The following is a 12,681-nucleotide window of genomic DNA, read 5'->3' as shown; positions in this document are numbered from 1 at the left end:
GATGCGGCCGCCAGGCACCGGCGTGTACCGCGTTGAGGCATCCGCCGGCAAGGCCGGCTCCTGTGGAGGAGCCGGGGCCGGCGAACGGCTTTAGATCATTTCTTCGGCGCCCTTGCCGCCAAGCACGATCTCGCCGGCTTCGGCCATGCGCCGGGCAATGGTGAGGATCTCTTTCTGCGCCGTTTCCACGTCGCTGACCCGCACCGGGCCCTTGGCCTCGAGGTCGTCACGCAGCAGCTCGGAAGCCCGCTTGGACATGTTCTTGAAGATCTTGTCCTTGACCTTCTCGTCGGCGCCCTTGAGCGATACCACCAGCACGTCCGAGGACACTTCGCGCAACAGCGCCTGGATACCGCGGTCGTCGACATCGGCCAGGTTGTTGAAGACGAACATGAGGTCTTCGATCTGCTCGGACAGCTCGCCGTCGACGTCGCGAATCGCGTCCATCAGCTGGCCTTCGACCGAACTGTCGAGGAAGTTCATGATGTCGGCCGCGCGCTTGATACCGCCCAGGGTGGTACGCGCCGCGTTGGAGTTGCCCGAGAACTGCTTCTCCAGAATCTGGTTGAGCTCCTTGAGCGCCGCCGGCTGCACGGTGTTGAGCGAGGAGACGCGCAGGATGATGTCCAGGCGCACCTTGTGATCGAAGTTGCCCAGCACCTCACCAGCCTGGTCGGGGTCCAGGTAGGCCACCACGATGGCCTGGATCTGCGGGTGCTCGTAGCGGATCACGTCGGCCACGGCACGCGGCTCCATCCACTTCAGGCTGTCCAGGCCGCTGGTGTTGCCACCCAGCAGGATGCGGTCGATCAGGCCGTTGGCCTTGTCCTCGCCCAGGGCCTGGGTGAGCATCTTGCGGATGTAGCCGTCGGAGCCGACACCCAGGCTGGTCTGGTCGCCGACGATCTCGACGAACTCGCTCATCACCTGCTCGACCTGTTCACGATGGACGTTGCCCATCTGCGCCATGGCCACGCCGACCCGCTGCACTTCCTTGGGGCCCATGTGGCGCAACACCTGCGCCGCATCGGTTTCACCCAGCGACAGCAGCAGGATGGCCGCCTTGTCGACACGGGTCAGTTTGGCGGTAAGGGCTCGATTATCACTCATCGGCGTTGATCCACTCTTTCACGACCTGGGCCACACGACCCGGGTCTTCGGCCACCAGGCTCTTGATTGCGTTCAGCTGAGCGTCGTAACCCTCGCTCGGGCTAGGCAACAGAATGCTTTGCGGACCACCCAGGCTGACGCGGTCGTTGGCCAGATCGCCATCCAGACCGAGCATGCCGCCCAGTTCCATGTCGCCATCGGCACCGGCGCCCTGCTTGCCGTTGCCGGTGATGTTGTTGAGCACCGGGCGCAGCACGCCGAACACCAGCACCAGGATGAACAGCACGCCCATGACCTGCTTGATGATGTCCCAGAACCACGGTTGCTGGTAGAACGGAATCTCGGTGAACACTTCGCCACGGTCGGCGGCGAATGGCACGTTGATCACGCTGACGCTGTCACCGCGGCTGGCATCGAAGCCGACGGCGTCCTGCACCAGGCGCGTGAAGCGCGCCAGGTCTTCGGCCCCCCATGGGGCGCGTGTCGACTCGCCAGTGGCCGGGTCGAGCTTGACCTGGTCGTCGACCACCACCGCGACCGACAGGCGGCTCAGGCGCCCCTGCTGCTGGCGGGTGTGGCTGATGGAACGGTCCAGTTCGAAGTTCTTGGTCGACTGCTGACGCTTGTCGGCCGGGTACGGTGCGAGCATCGGCTGGCCGGTGGCCGGGTCCATGATCTGCTGGCCGTTGGCGTCCAGCAGCGGCTGGCCTGGTTGCACCATGCCCGCGGCAGCCTGTGCCTGACCGGTCTGCTGTGGCGCAGTGGCCGGGCCGGGTGGCTGGTTGCTCAGGGCACCAGGTACGCCCTGCGGGCCCATGCTGCTGGAGCGTTGTTCGTTCACCGACTGCTCGCTGCGCAAGGCAGGCTGGTCGGGGTTGAACTGTTCGGAGGTGGACTCGACCGCACTGAAGTCGACGTCGGCGGAGACTTCGGCCTTGTAGCGGTCGTTGCCCAGCACCGGCAACAGAATGTTGTGCACGCGCTGGGTGAGCATGCCTTCCATGCGGCGGCTGTAGTCGAACTGCTTGCCGGCCATGGTCAGCTCGGAGTTCTCGCCCTGGTCGGACAGCAGGTTGCCCTTCTGGTCGACCACGGTCACCTGGGACTTGTTCAGCTCCGGAACGCTGGACGCCACCAGGTTGACGATGGCCGCCACCTGGCCGGGCTCGAGGCCACGCCCCGAATACAGCTCGACCAGTACCGAGGCACTGGGCTTGCGCTCGTCGCGCACGAACACCGAGCTTTTCGGAATGGCCAGGTGCACGCGGGCACCCTTGACGTTGTTCAGGCTGGAGATGGTACGCGCCAGCTCACCTTCCAGGCCGCGACGATAACGGGTGGCCTCCATGAACTGGCTGGTGCCCAGCCCCTGCTCCTTGTCGAGCAGTTCGAAGCCGACGTTGCCGTCGCCTGGCGCCACGCCAGCCGCGGCAAGTTTCAGGCGCGCACGGGAGAGGTCTTCGGACTTGACCAGCAGCGCCCCGGAGCTGGGCTCGACGTTGTAGGCGATGTCGGCGGCGGATAGGGTGTCCATGACCTGCTTGGTGTCCATGCCGGCAAGGCTTGGGTACAGCGGGCGGTAGTCGGGTTGCTGCGACCACAGCACCACGGCAAAGCCGATCGCCACGCTCGCCGCCAACCCGACCAGCAGGCCGACCTGACGCAGCATGGGCATCTCTGCGATGTTTTCCAGAAAGGACATGCCGAACAGCGGCGGCTTGGGCGCCGGGCTGCCTTTGGCGGGCACGTTATCAACGACTGCTTCGGCCATGACTCAATCTCGCCCTTATACCGGCATCTGCATGATGTCTTGATACGCCTGCACCAGCTTGTTGCGCACCTGGGTCAAGGCCTGGAACGACACGCTGGCCTTCTGCGAGGCGATCATCACGTCGGTAAGGTCGACGCCGCTCTTGCCGATCTCGAAGGCGTTGGCCAACTGGGTGGACGCCTGCTGGGTATCGCTGACCTTGTTGATGGCCTGGCCAAGCATGTCGGCAAAACCGCTCGAGCCAAGCTCTGGCGCAGGGGCAGCCTTCGACATCGACATGGCGTCCGCCTGCATGGCCCGCATGTCCAACATCAATCGATTAAATTCAACACCTTGGCTCATTGACTCTTCTCTCCGACGACCCGCATTTTTTTGACACTACGCAGCGGACAGGCAGAACTTAGCAACAAGAGTGCCAGCTCTACCCACAGGACCAACAAAAACGACCGGTTACGGCGTCACACGCCGCTGGCGTAGAGACTCGCCTCCACATCCAGGCCGGCATCACGCATCTGTGCCAGCTTGTAGCGCAAGGTGCGCGGGCTGATGCCCAGACGCTCGGCAGCCTCCTTGCGGCGCCCGCGCTCGGCGCGCAGGGTATCGATGATCATCTGGAACTCGTGGCGGCGCAGATCATCCCCCAGCCCGGCTGGCTCGGACGGCTCGGCCAGCACCGGCACCGGCTCTACGGGCGATGCCGCCAGCAGCGGCAGCACCCCGGCCAGGCAGAAGTCCGCCGCCTCGATCACCCCGCCCTGCTGCAGGATCAGCGCCCGCTGGATGGCGTTGTCCAGCTCGCGCACGTTGCCCGGCCACGGATAGCCTTGCAGGCAGGCCTGGGCCTGGGCCGACAGGCGCACGGGGGCATGCTTCATTTTATTGACGTGTCGCGCCAGCAGACGCTCGGCCAGCGGCAGAATGTCGGCGCTGCGCTCGCGCAGCGGCCGCCAGGCCAGCGGGAACACCGACAGGCGATAGAACAGGTCTTCGCGAAACCGCCCCGCCGCCACTTCGCCGGCAAGGTCGCGGTTGGTGGTGGCGACCACGCGGATGTCCAGCGCGATCGGCTTGCGCCCGCCTACCCGCTCGACCTCGCGCTCCTGCAGCACCCGCAGCAGCTTGGCCTGCAGCCCCAGCGGCATTTCGGAAATCTCGTCGAGCAGCAGCGTGCCACCGTCGGCCTGCTCGAACTTGCCTGGCTGGGCGGCTATCGCCCCGGTGAACGAGCCCTTTTCATGTCCGAACAACGTGGCTTCGAGCATGTTGTCGGGGATGGCGGCGCAGTTGATGGCCACGAATGGCTGGTCGGCACGCAGGGACTGCTGGTGAATGTAGCGCGCCAGCACCTCCTTGCCGGTGCCCGATTCGCCGGAAATCAGCACGGTGGAATCACTGCGCGCCACCCGCGCGGCCAGTTCGAGCAACTGCGCACTGGCAGGCTCGCGCGCCACCGGACCGTCGGCGTCCGCGCCGCTGGCAACGCCCAGGGCATGACGGGCCACCAGGTCGAGCAAAGCGCGCGGCTCGAAGGGCTTGACCAGATAGTCCGCAGCGCCCTGGCGCATCGCATCCACTGCACGCTCAACGGCGGCGTGCGCGGTCATCAGCAACACCGGCAACTGCGGCTGGCGGGCCCGCAACGCGGCCAGCAACTGGTGGCCGTCCATGCCCGGCATGTTGACGTCGCTGACCACCAGGCTGAAGGGCTGACTGGCCGCCACTTCCAGCGCTTCTTCGGCCGAGCCCACTGCATGATAGGCAAAACCGCCCAGCTCCAGGGTATCGGCCAGGGCCTGGCGCAGTACGCGGTCATCCTCGACCAGCAGAACCTTGATCGCCCTCATGCCGTTGCCTCCAGCGGTGCGCCGATCAGCGGCAGGGTCACCAGCGCGCAGGTACCGCGCCCGGGGCGCGAGCGCAGCTGCACGGTGCCCTGGTGCGCGCGGGCAACCGCCATCACCACCGCCAGGCCAAGCCCGGTGCCGGTGGCCTTGGTGGTCAGGAACGGCTCGCCCAGGCGCGCCAGCAATGCACTGTCGATGCCCGGCCCGGCATCGCTGATGCACAGGCGCAGGCTCTGCCCGCGACGATACAGGTGTACCTTGAGCCGAGCAGCGCCGGGCGCGGCCTGCAGGGCGTTTTCAATGAGATTGAGCAGCGCCCCCACCAGGGTGTCGCGGTTGCACAGCAATTCACCCAGGTGGCTGTCGCACTGCCAGCGCACAGCATGCCCCTGTACATGTACCTGCGCGGCCTGCTGCAGCGCCTGGAACAACGCCTTGGGGGTCACACGGTCGGTCAGCGGCAGTTCGCCGCGGGCGAACACCAGCATGTCGCGTACCTGGTGCTCGAGTTCGTGCAGACGCTCCTTGAGGCTGCCGGCAAAACGCTGACGGGTGTCCAGCGGCAGGTCCTGCTCGGCCAGGTGACTGGCATACAGCAAGGCGGCCGACAGTGGCGTGCGGATCTGATGCGCCAGCGAGGCCACCATTCGCCCCAGGGTCGACAGGCGCTCGTGCCGCGCCAGCTGGCTTTGCAGGTGGCGGGTTTCGGTGAGATCGGTCAACAGCACCAGCTGGCCCGGCTCGGCATCCAGCGAGCGGGTAGCGATCGACAGGCGGCGACCATCGCGCAGCGACACTTCGTGGCCGTCGTCCTCGCGCGGCGCAAAGCTGCGGGCGATCACCTGACGCCACAGCTCGCCCACCAGCGGCTGACCCAGCAGTTCGACGGCGGCCGGGTTGGCCTCGCGCACGCGGCCCTGGCCGTCGATCACGATCACCCCGCCGGGCAACAGCGACAGCAGGTTCTGCAGGCGGTTGGCCAGTCGCTCCTTCTCCGCCAGCTCCGCCATGCGCTGCGCACTGACCACGGCCAACTCCCCCTTGAGCTCGGTGACACGGGCCTCGAGCAGGTTGTAGGACTGGCTCAACTGGGTCGACACCTGGTCGAACAGGGCAAACGCCTGCTCGAGCCCCTGACGACTCTGCTGTTCGGCGGCGTCAGAACGCCTGGGCTCGGCGGCGGGGATGTGGGCGGCGTGGGGCATGGGTTGCTCTCTCGCATGGCTCACCGTCATAAAACGGTATGTTGCCAGCGGTATAGCAATAGACGTGCCGGATACTTTGACGGGGGGTTGCCAGCAGCAGCGGCGCGCCGCCCAAAGCCAGCAAGGGCAGGCTTTACAGCCCTGTGGAAAATAGGGGTATGCGTTCGGCAGGCCCCGGTCGGGGCCTGCCGGCAGGAAGCAGGCGTCAATCCTCCGCCTGTTCGTCTCCATCGCGACGGCTCATGCCGTACTTGCGCATTTTTTCCACCAGCGTGGTGCGGCGGATGCGCAGGCGCTCTGCGGCACGCGCCACGATACCGTTGGCATCGTCCAGCGCCTGCTGGATCAGGCCCTGCTCGAGGCTGCCCAGGTAGTCCTTGAGGTCGAGACCTTCGGGCGGCAACATCGCATGGTTGCTGAAATTGGGCGTATGGCCGTTGATTGCCACGCGCTCTTCCAGGTCCGAGCGCAGGCTGTCGACCAGTTGCTCGTCCTCATCATCGACGTAGCGGAACTTCTTCGGCAGCTCGGACACGCCGATCACGCCATACGGGTGCATGATCGCCATGCGCTCCACCAGGTTCGCCAGCTCGCGCACGTTGCCCGGCCAGCCATGGCGGCACAGCGACATGATCGCGGCGGAATTGAAGCGGATCGACCCCCGCTTCTCGTGCTCCATGCGCGAGATCAACTCGTTCATCAGCAGCGGAATGTCTTCGACCCGCTCACGCAGCGGGGCCATCTCGATCGGGAACACATTGAGGCGGTAGTACAGGTCTTCGCGAAAGCTGCCCACCTCGATCATGCTCTCGAGGTTCTTGTGGGTGGCGGCGATGATGCGCACATCGATGCTCTGGGTCTTGTTGCTACCCACACGCTCGAAGGTGCGCTCCTGCAGCACGCGCAGCAGCTTGACCTGCATCGGCAGCGGCATGTCGCCGATTTCGTCGAGGAACAGGGTGCCGCCATTGGCCAGCTCGAAACGCCCGGCACGGCTGGTGATGGCGCCGGTGAACGCCCCCTTCTCGTGACCGAACAGCTCGCTTTCGAGCAGCTCGGCCGGGATCGCGCCGCAGTTGACCGGCACGAACGGCGCTTCACGGCGCTTGGAATGGTAGTGCAGGTTGCGCGCGACCACTTCCTTGCCGGTACCCGACTCGCCGAGGATCAGCACGCTGGCGTCGGTGTCGGCCACCTGCTGCATCATCTGGCGCACATGCTGGATGGCGCGGCTGGTACCGACCAGGCTACGGAACAGGTTGGGCTCGCGCTGACGACCGCGCTCGCGGGCCTGGTCGTACATCTCGCGATAGACCTGGGCACGGTGCAGCGAATCGAGCAGCTTGCTGTAGCTGGGCGGCATCTCCAGGTTGGAAAGCACCCGGCGGCGCAGGTCCTCGGGCAACTCGGCAGAAGATATTTCACCCAACAGCAATACCGGAAGGAACTCATCCCATGCAGCCACGGTCTTAAGCAAGCCCAAAAGGCTTGCCGGAGCGTTCACGGTGCCGACCAGGACACAGAGTACTTCACGGCTGGATGACAACGACTGAACGACCTGCTGCCAATCGTGGCTGGAGCAGGAAAGATTTTCTTCGCCAAGAAAATTCAGCACCACCGCCAGGTCGCGGCGGCGAGCGTCATCGTCATCGATCAGGAGAATTTTGGTTTCACGCCACATGCAATCGAAACTTCCCTAGTCAACTCGACACCCAATGTGGGCATGCTCGACATCCATTCCGACTGGAGCGGTCAGTGATCGGACGTCTGAAATTAGAAAACAGCCACTAGTTAAGTCAAAAAATCGTACACAGTCAAATTTATGGCGCACTGCATTTTCGAACCGTCCAGCGTCAGCTGAACAGATGGTATACCTTTGCGGCGTTTTTCGCTTGGCGGATCTGCGTCATCTCGTCGACTATTGTTTGACGTTCACCACTTGCAACATCAATTAGTTGGCGGTAGACGTCGAGCAACTCCTCAAGACTGGTGCGCAGAACCTGTTCATTGGTCGATGCCTCGGCCAGTACGTCCTCGACGCAAACACGGCAGCTCAGGTCCAGTTCGGTGATCGTTTCCCAGTCGCGGCTGGCCAATGCCCCGAGCAGGGCTTCGCGGGTTTGTTCGATACGTTCGAGCACGGCACTCATGGCGTTCTCCTAGACGTCGGCGACCTGATCGCCGATCGCGTCCCAACCTTCCTTGACGGTAATCAGCAGGCGTGCGACTTCATTGAGGATCTCCGGGTCGTTCTGCACGTTGGCCTCGACCAGGCGCCTGCTCATGTAGGCGTACAGCCCATCGATGTCGGCCAGTGCCTCGGCCTGGTTTTCGAGGTCGAGCCCTTCGCGCAGACCGCCGATGATCCCGATGGCCTTGCCGATCAGGATGCCCTTCTGGGCCAGGTCATTGCGCGCGATTGCACCTTTGGCCTGCGCGATGCGATCCAGCCCGCCCTGCATGAGCATCTGCACGAGACGGTGCGGGCTGGCCTCGGAGGTCTGCGCCACGCCGTTGACTTTCTGATACTGCCGAAGGGCCAACATAGGGTTCATGTTCTACCTCGTAACAAACGAAAAGGTTCATATACCGCCTGTATCGCCTGCGGGTCAAAAAACTTTAACCCCGAAAACGAAAAGCCCGGAGCACCCGAAGGGGTGCTGCCGGGCTTTTTTGCGGCCCCTGCTATCAGGAGTTCTTCTGCTGCGCTTCGATCGAGGCGAACATCGAGGCAATGTTCTTGCGCTGCGCCTCGAGCTTGCCGACCAGGGTATCCATGGCCACGTAGCGTTTGGTCAGCGACTCGGTCAGCGACGCAATGCGCCGATCCAGGGCCTCCTGCTGGTTCTCGAGGTCTTTCTGCAGCCTGTCCAGGCCGTTCTTTCGCGAGTCGAGAATGCCACCGGTCTGCAGGTACGGTTCGATCGCCTTGTTCATGTGCGCGAACACGCCATTCTTGCCGGTGAAAAGCTCCTGCACGTCGGCACCGAGCTTCTTGTCCTTCATCGCTGCGTCGTACTTGACGGAGTTGAACTCGAGGGTACCGTCCTTCTGGGTGTTGATACCCAGCTGGCTGAGGGTGGTCAGGCGGGTACCGTCCGACTCGGTCGCCAATTGGCTGCGCAGGTCGCTCAGCAGCGAACGGGTGGTCGGGTCGTTGGTCAACGGGCCCAGCACGGTGTTGCCATCGGCATCCTTGCTCACGGAGGTCAGGTTGGTGACCGCCTTGATCAGGGTGTTATAGGCATCGACATAGGCCTGCACCGATTTTTTCAGGCCATCGGTGTTCTCACCCACCGTAACCTGTACAGCCTTGCTGGCGTCGGGGCCGGTTGCCTGAAGCAGGTCCAGGCTGATGCCACTGATGGCACCGGTGACGGTATTGCTCTTGCTCGTGACCGGCAGGCCGTCGACGTACAGTTTTGCGTCCTTGGCCGGCTCACCGATGTAGCCGGCACCGTCACCATCCATCTTCTCGCCCGGCGCGATCTTGAGCGCGTCGATGGTGCCGTCGACGGAAATGTCCGTACCCTCACCGGTCTTGGTCGAACTGAACACCAGGCGCGAACCGTCTGCACCATTGACCAGGTTGGCAGTGATGCCTTTCTCGGACAGCGACGAGTTGATGGTGTCGCGCACGGACTGCAAGGTTGCACCAGGGCCGACCTTGACGGTGTGGGTGACACCGTCCTGGGTAATCAGCAGGTCACCTTCGGGAATCGGCGTGGTGGCGCCGGTGTCGAAGTTCTGGCTGGCCACCTTGGACGAGGTGGCCAGGTTGTCGACACGGATCGTGTAGGTACCAGGCACCGCGGTATTGTTGGAGGTTGCCTTGATCGCGGCGTCGTTGCTGGACGTTGCCGCATAGGCATTGAACGACGGCGCGAGGGGATCATTGAGCTTCTTCATCGCCGCCTGATAGACAGACAGCGCGCTCTTGAGCGATGCGACACCAGAAAGCATGGCCGAGTTGTTGGCAGTCTGGCGTTTGATCTGGTTGGCTTTCGGATCGGTTTCAGACGCCACCAGCGTGCTGACGATCTTGTTGATATCGACCCCAGAACCCAGACCGGTGCCCGGTAAAATTGAACTCGCCATTGCTATTCCCTCTTGGTTGCGCGCCGCCCCTAGCCGATCAAGGCTAGCGAACGTGCTGCTCGGACGCCAGCATCAGACCTTGGCGTTGAACAGCAGGCTGTTAACATCGCTCAGACTGTGGGCAATTCTCAACGCCTCTTCCGAAGGAAGTTGGCGGATCAGCTCACCGGTTTCACTGGCGATGACTTTAACTACAATTCGGCCGGATTCTTCATCCGTGGAAAATTCGAGATTGCGACGCGACGAGGCGAGAAACTTCTCGATGTCCTTGAGCGCGTTCTTGACCTTCTCAGCTTCGGGCAGGCCGCTGTCGGCGCTTTCCTTCGCTGGCTTGATGGATTCGACAGCCTCCACGGGCTTGACCGCAGGGCGCTCGGTGGGCTGCTCCACAGGCTTTGCAGCCTGGTAGGACAGGTTCAGCTTGACGCTCATATCCATGCCAACCACCTCTCAATGCAAAAGGCGGGGGAGCGCCACAGGTGCACTCCCCCGCCGATAACCATCAGGCGATTACTGAAGCAGTTTCAGTACGGCGGATGGCAGCTGGTTGGCCTGGGCCAGAACCGAAGTCGAAGCTTGTTGCAGAGTCTGCTGCTTGGTCAGCTGAGCGGTCTCGGCAGCGAAGTCGGTATCTTGTACACGACCACGGGCAGCGTCGGCGTTTTCGTTGATGTTCTGCAGGTTGTTGATGGTGCTGGTCAGACGGTTCTGAACGGCACCCAGTGCAGCACGGCCTTCACCGATGGTCTTGACCGCAGCATCGATCGCGTCCATTGCAGCCGAGAAGTTGGTCTCGGCAGTGGCGCTGTCGCTACCGGCGATGGTGATGGCGTTGGTGATACCCAGGTCGCTGGCCAGGTACTTGCCGGTCAGGTCGATGCTGATCTGGTTGATGCCACCGGTTTCCGAACCGACCTGGAAGGTCATGGTGCTGGCGGAACCGTCCAGCAGGTTCTTGCCGTTCAGCTGGGTGGACTGAGCGATACGGGTCAGCTCGTCACGCATCTGAGCGAACTCGGAGTTCAGCGAGTCACGGTTGTCCGAATCGTTCGAGTCGTTTCGCGATTGCAGAGCCAGTTCACGCATACGCTGCAGGATGTTGACCTGCTCTTGCATCGCGCCTTCAGCGGTCTGGGCGATCGAGATACCGTCGTTGGCGTTTTTGATTGCCATGGTCTGACCGCGGATCTGCGAGGTCATACGGGTAGCGATCTGCAGGCCAGCGGCGTCGTCTTTGGCGCTGTTGATTTTCAGGCCGGAAGACAGGCGAGTCATCGAGGTGCTCAGGGCGTCGGAAGCGCGGTTCAGGTTTTTCTGAACGTTCAGCGACGTGACGTTGGTGTTTACGGTTAATGCCATGACGAATTCCTCGTTTGTGGGTATTGCGGCTTCCGGCCCTGGCAAGCGCCGGGTGTGGCCTAGAGAACCTTCGTAATAGTTATCGTCGTCTGTGCAGGTTGCTTTAGGGGTTTTTTGAAAATTTTTACTGGCACCCTGCCACTCCAATGAAATCAAGGGTTTGACGCCAGCTTTATGGCCCCTGCGGCACAGCCTTGGTTGTGGCATACCGCAAAGGCAAAAAAAAGCGCCACCTTCAAGGCAGCGCTTCTGTAGACGGGAGGTCGGTTCAGTCCCGACGCTCGATGATTGCCGAGCCCCACGACAGGCCCACGCCAAAACCGCTCAAGGCCACACGCCTGTGCTGGGTGCCCAGTACGTGCTTTTCCAGCAGCAACGGAATGCTCGAGGACACCGTGTTGCCGGTCTCGACCATGTCCTTGACGAATTTCTCGATGGTTTCGGGCTTGTCTTCCTCGAAGCGGCGCGCCACGGCATCGACGATTGCCGCACTGCCCTGGTGAATGCAGAACAGGTCGATGTCGTTGGCCCCCAGATTGCTCGCCTCGAGCAACTGACGCAGGTGCGCAGGTACCTTGAGCAACGCGAAGTTGAACACCTGGCGACCGTTCATGAAGAACACCCCGTCATTCACCTTCAGGTGCTCTGCGCCGCCACCGTCGGTGCCAAAGCTCGATTTGCCCAGTTGCCAGGCCGCGTCCTCGCCCATCCAGGTGACCGTGGCAGCATCACCGAACAGCATGGTGGTGTTGCGATCTTCCGGATCGACGATCTTGGAATAGGGATCGGCGGTGATCAGCAGGCCGTTCTTCAGCCCCGCCGCCTCCATGAAGCCCTTGATGGCATAAAGGCCGTAGACGTAACCGGAACAGCCCAGGGAAATGTCGAAGGCCGCCACATGGGTGGGCAAGCCAAGCTTGTGCTGGACGATCGCGGCAGTGTGCGGCAACCCTTCGGCGTCGCCGTTCTGGGTGACCACGATGAGCACATCGATCGACTCCGGGGACAACGAAGGATTGGCAGCGAACAGGACCTTGGCGGCCTCTACACACAAGTCCGAGGTCTCCTGACCTGCCTCCTTGCGCGGCAGAAAGGTCGAACCGATCTTGCCCAGAATGAAGTCCTGATCCTTGCCGAATTTCGCACCCTGGGCGTAATTGTTCAGACCCTCGACAGGTACGTAACTCGCGATACTTTTGATGCCAATCATTGTGGCTTCCCGATAGATATGCGGATTTTCACGGGCCTCACTCCCCTGCAGGCAAGGGATCTCACGCAGCGCCGCTCCAGGCCA

Annotated in this window: 13 protein-coding genes; 1 reads left to right on the top strand and 12 read right to left on the bottom strand. The window is 62.8% G+C overall.

Going from position 1 to position 12,681, the window contains the following annotated elements; all coding sequences use genetic code 11:
• Window positions 1–90: 90 nt before the first annotated feature.
• From fliG to fleQ, 6 genes are all read right to left on the bottom strand, one after another.
• Entirely contained in the window at window positions 91–1,110 is a 1,020-nt protein-coding gene (gene fliG / locus NJH59_RS20810; RefSeq protein ID WP_043861805.1) for a flagellar motor switch protein FliG, read from the bottom strand.
• Window positions 1,103–2,881 (bottom strand): flagellar basal-body MS-ring/collar protein FliF, encoded by a 1,779-nt coding sequence (gene fliF / locus NJH59_RS20805; protein WP_043861804.1) that lies wholly within the window; start codon window positions 2,879–2,881, stop codon window positions 1,103–1,105. The genes fliG and fliF overlap by 8 nt, the downstream gene beginning before the upstream one ends.
• 15 nt (window positions 2,882–2,896) lie before the next feature.
• Complete coding sequence (gene fliE / locus NJH59_RS20800; RefSeq protein ID WP_043861803.1) at window positions 2,897–3,223, bottom strand: flagellar hook-basal body complex protein FliE; 327 nt, start codon at window positions 3,221–3,223, stop codon at window positions 2,897–2,899.
• A 116-nt stretch (window positions 3,224–3,339) separates the two neighbouring features.
• Window positions 3,340–4,725 (bottom strand): sigma-54 dependent transcriptional regulator, encoded by a 1,386-nt coding sequence (locus NJH59_RS20795; protein WP_054915634.1) that lies wholly within the window; start codon window positions 4,723–4,725, stop codon window positions 3,340–3,342.
• Window positions 4,722–5,930 carry an ATP-binding protein gene (locus NJH59_RS20790; RefSeq protein ID WP_054915635.1) on the bottom strand — a complete coding sequence of 403 codons (1,209 nt, stop codon included), beginning with the start codon at window positions 5,928–5,930 and terminating at the stop codon, window positions 4,722–4,724. Before NJH59_RS20790 ends, NJH59_RS20795 begins: the two co-directional genes overlap by 4 nt.
• Before the next feature lie 205 nt (window positions 5,931–6,135).
• A complete protein-coding gene (gene fleQ, locus NJH59_RS20785) occupies window positions 6,136–7,554 on the bottom strand; it encodes a transcriptional regulator FleQ (protein WP_235384250.1) in 1,419 nt (472 codons plus the stop codon).
• On the opposite strand from fleQ, the gene NJH59_RS25620 reads away from it, so the two are divergent.
• Window positions 7,501–7,689, top strand: a complete 189-nt coding sequence (locus NJH59_RS25620; RefSeq protein ID WP_229590459.1) for a hypothetical protein — start codon at window positions 7,501–7,503, stop codon at window positions 7,687–7,689. The genes fleQ and NJH59_RS25620 overlap by 54 nt on opposite strands.
• Window positions 7,690–7,783: 94 nt before the next feature.
• On the opposite strand, the gene NJH59_RS20775 is transcribed toward NJH59_RS25620, so the two are convergent.
• From NJH59_RS20775 to NJH59_RS20750, 6 genes are all read right to left on the bottom strand, one after another.
• Window positions 7,784–8,080 (bottom strand): flagellar assembly protein FliT, encoded by a 297-nt coding sequence (locus tag NJH59_RS20775; protein ID WP_043861799.1) that lies wholly within the window; start codon window positions 8,078–8,080, stop codon window positions 7,784–7,786.
• Window positions 8,081–8,089: 9 nt separating this feature from the next.
• On the bottom strand, window positions 8,090–8,485 hold the full coding sequence (gene fliS / locus NJH59_RS20770) for a flagellar export chaperone FliS (protein WP_043861798.1): 396 nt from the start codon (window positions 8,483–8,485) through the stop codon (window positions 8,090–8,092).
• Between the two features lie 133 nt (window positions 8,486–8,618).
• Window positions 8,619–10,028 carry a flagellar filament capping protein FliD gene (fliD, locus tag NJH59_RS20765; RefSeq protein WP_078480281.1) on the bottom strand — a complete coding sequence of 470 codons (1,410 nt, stop codon included), beginning with the start codon at window positions 10,026–10,028 and terminating at the stop codon, window positions 8,619–8,621.
• Between the two features lie 72 nt (window positions 10,029–10,100).
• Entirely contained in the window at window positions 10,101–10,466 is a 366-nt protein-coding gene (locus NJH59_RS20760; RefSeq protein ID WP_054915637.1) for a flagellar protein FlaG, read from the bottom strand.
• A 72-nt stretch (window positions 10,467–10,538) separates the two neighbouring features.
• Complete coding sequence (locus NJH59_RS20755) at window positions 10,539–11,387, bottom strand: flagellin domain-containing protein (RefSeq protein ID WP_054915638.1); 849 nt, start codon at window positions 11,385–11,387, stop codon at window positions 10,539–10,541.
• A 268-nt stretch (window positions 11,388–11,655) separates the two neighbouring features.
• Entirely contained in the window at window positions 11,656–12,597 is a 942-nt protein-coding gene (locus NJH59_RS20750) for a ketoacyl-ACP synthase III (protein ID WP_054915639.1), read from the bottom strand.
• Window positions 12,598–12,681: the final 84 nt, after the last annotated feature.

Origin of the sequence: Pseudomonas sp. VE 267-6A (genome assembly GCF_024126555.1) — a bacterium.
In the GTDB taxonomy this organism is placed as follows: Bacteria; Pseudomonadota; Gammaproteobacteria; order Pseudomonadales; family Pseudomonadaceae; genus Aquipseudomonas; species Aquipseudomonas palmensis.
Note: the sequence above shows the minus strand (reverse complement) of the source record. Positions and strands in the feature narration are given on the sequence as shown.